At 74.2% G+C, this 3,014-nt stretch carries 2 protein-coding genes; both read right to left on the bottom strand.

The genetic code is table 11. The features are described 5' to 3' along the window. On the bottom strand, nucleotides 1-701 hold a 701-nt coding region (locus KN815_RS48180; RefSeq protein WP_443732356.1), incomplete at its 3' end, for an SWIM zinc finger family protein. Further along, a partial coding sequence (locus KN815_RS48175; protein WP_216348078.1) for an SCO1167/SCO6262 family helicase occupies nucleotides 698-3,014 on the bottom strand: 2,317 nt, incomplete at its 5' end. The genes KN815_RS48175 and KN815_RS48180, both read right to left, overlap by 4 nt.

Raw genomic sequence — 3,014 nt, 5'->3', positions numbered from 1 at the left:
GCCGCGACGGCGGGCGGCGGAGCGGGCAGCGGCGGCGGACCGGGCGCGGCGAACGCCTCCCGGGCCGGTACGCCCTCCGGAGCCGAGGGAGAGGCGTCCTCCGCCGCCTGCGGGAGGTGCGGGGCGGCCCGCGCCGCGCTGCGCACCTGGAGCTCGTCCAGCAGCTCCCGCTCCCCCCGTCCGCGCATCAGCAGCAGCAGATACGGATCCTCGTCCAGCAGCCGCGCGAGCTGGTAGCACAGCGCGGCGGTGTGCGGGCAGTGGTCCCACGCCTCACAGCCGCACTCCGGCTCCAGATCGCCTATCCCCGGCAGCAGTTCGACGCCCACGGCCGCCGCGTCCTCGGCCAGTTGCGGGGGCATGTCGCGGTCCAGCAGGGCGGCGATATGGCCCGAGCGGTCCGCGACCACCCCCAGCAGCCGGTCCCATTCCGCCTCCGTGAACTCCCGCAGCAGCACATCGGATCGGTAAGGCGTGCGGTCGCGGTCCCGCACCACGGCGGTGACCCGGCCCGGACGTACGCACACCGCGCCCACCGCGCCCTCGCGCGCCTGCTTGCGGCCGCGCTTGAGCTGCTCCCCGTCCAGCGCGGTGTCCTCCAGGGCCTTCAGCCACGCCTGGCCCCACCAGGTGCCGGCGAAGCCGCGGCCGCGGGCGGGCGGCAGGGCGGCGAAGGTGCGCTCGACCTCGGCACGGCTCATCGTTCGGTCCCCCGCAGCTCCACGAGCTCTGCCAGCTCGGCGTCGGTCAGTTCGGTCAGCGCGCCCTCGCCGGAGCCGAGGACGGCGTCCGCCAGCTCCTGCTTGCGCGTCAGCATCGCGGCGATGCGGTCCTCCACGGTCCCCTCCGCGATGATGCGGTGGACCTGCACCGGCTGGGTCTGGCCGATGCGGTACGCGCGGTCGGTGGCCTGCGCCTCGACGGCCGGGTTCCACCAGCGGTCGTAGTGCACGACATGCCCGGCCCGGGTGAGGTTGAGCCCCGTGCCCGCCGCCTTCAGCGACAGCAGGAACACCGGGACCTCGCCGTCCTGGAAGCTCCGCACCATCTCCTCGCGCCGCGCCACCGGCGTACCGCCGTGCAGCAACTGGGCCGGCACCCCGCGCGCGGCCAGATGGCCCTCGAGGATGCGCGCCATCTGGACGTACTGGGTGAAGACCAGGACGCTCGCGCCCTCGGCCAGGATGGTGTCCAGCAACTCGTCGAGCAGCTCCAGCTTGCCGGAGCGCCCGGGGATCACGGGCCGGTCCTCCTTCAGATACTGCGCCGGGTGATTGCAGATCTGCTTCAGACCGGTGAGGAGCTTGACGATGAGCCCGCGCCGGACGAGACCGCCGGTGCCGGAGATCTCGGCGAGGATCTCGCGCACCACCGCCTCGTAGAGTCCGGCCTGCTCCTTGGTGAGCGCGACGGCACGGTCCGTCTCGGTCTTCGGCGGCAGTTCCGGGGCGATACCGGGGTCGGACTTACGGCGCCTGAGCAGAAAGGGGCGGACCAGCTTCGCCAGCCGAGCGGCGGCCTCGGGGTCGCTTCCGCTCTCCACGGCCTGGGCGTAGCGCCTGCGGAACGCACCGTGGGTGCCCAGCACGCCCGGCGTGGTCCAGTCGAGGATCGCCCACAGCTCGGAGAGGTTGTTCTCGATGGGAGTTCCGGAGAGCGCCACGCGGGCCTTCGCGCCGATGGTGCGCAACTGCCGGGCTGTCGCCGAGAACGGGTTCTTCACATGCTGTGCCTCGTCCGCGACCACCATGCCCCAGGGCCCGGCCTCGGCCAGCCGCTGTGCGTCCAGCCGCATCGTGCCGTAGGTGGTGAGGACGAACTCGCCGTCCGCGAGGCCGTCCAGGCTGCGTGCGGGGCCGTGGAAGCGGCGCACCGGGGTGCCCGGTGCGAACCTCTCGATCTCGCGCCGCCAATTGCCCATCAGGGAGGTGGGGCAGACCACCAGAGTGGGCCCGGAGGCTTCGGGGATGGATCGCCGGTGCAGATGGAGGGCGATCAGGGTGATGGTCTTGCCGAGCCCCATGTCGTCGGCGAGACAGCCGCCGAGGCCGATCGAGGTCATCCGGACCAGCCAGTCCAGGCCGCGTAGCTGATAGTCGCGCAGTGTGGCGGCCAGCGCGGCCGGCTGGGACACGGGCGGCGGCTGTGTGCCCGCGGTCCCCTCGGGGTCGGCGAGGTGGTCCCGCAGGGCCTCCAGCCAGCCGGTGGGCCGCACCTCCACCTCGGTGCCGTCGGCTTCCGCGCGGCCGGTGAGGACGGCACCGAGGGCATCGGCGGGGGTGAGCTTGCGGTCCTGCCGGTCGCGGACGCGGCGGGCCGCCTCGGGGTCGAGGAGGACCCATTGGTCGCGCAATCGCACCACCGGCCGGCTGGCCTCGGCGAGCTGGTCCAGCTCGGCGCGGGTGAGCTCCTGGTCGCCCACGGCGAACCGCCAGCTAAAGCGCAGCAGCGCGTCGGCGGAGAGGAAGGCGGGGAACCGGGGCCCGGCATCGTCCCGAGCCTCATCGTCGTCCCGAGCCTCGTCGCCGTCCGGGCCGATGACGGCACGTGCGGTGAGCCCGCGGGCCAGCTCCCTGGGCCAGTGCACCTGGACCCCGGCGGCGTCCAGCGCCCCGGCCGCCGGGCCGAGCAGCTCGGCGACCTCCTCGTCCGCGAGGTCCAGGGCATCGGGCACGGCGGCCGACAGCAGCGGGGTGAGCGGCGCCCAGGCGCGGGCCGCGCGCCGCAGGGTCAGCAGCGCGTCCATACGGGCGCGCGGACCGAGGGCCGGGATGACGGGCGAGGTGCCCGCCCAGACATCGGCGGCGTCCGCGACCAGCGCCGGGTCGGTGAGGCTGTGCAACTGGAGGACGGCACGGAAGTGCGGCCTGTCCGCCTTACCGTTCCCACCGCCGCCGTGCAGCAGCTCGATACGGACCGAGAGCCGTACCCCCGCGTCATGCCCGGCGGCCACATCGGCGGCCCAGGCACGCTGTTCGGGCAGCCGCCGTGGCGCGGTGGCCGCGAAGGCGGGG

Source organism: Streptomyces niphimycinicus (assembly GCF_018883605.1).
Classification (GTDB): Bacteria; Actinomycetota; Actinomycetes; order Streptomycetales; family Streptomycetaceae; genus Streptomyces; species Streptomyces niphimycinicus.
The sequence above is the reverse complement of the archived record's forward strand: the minus strand, read 5'-3'. Positions and strand labels throughout refer to the sequence as shown.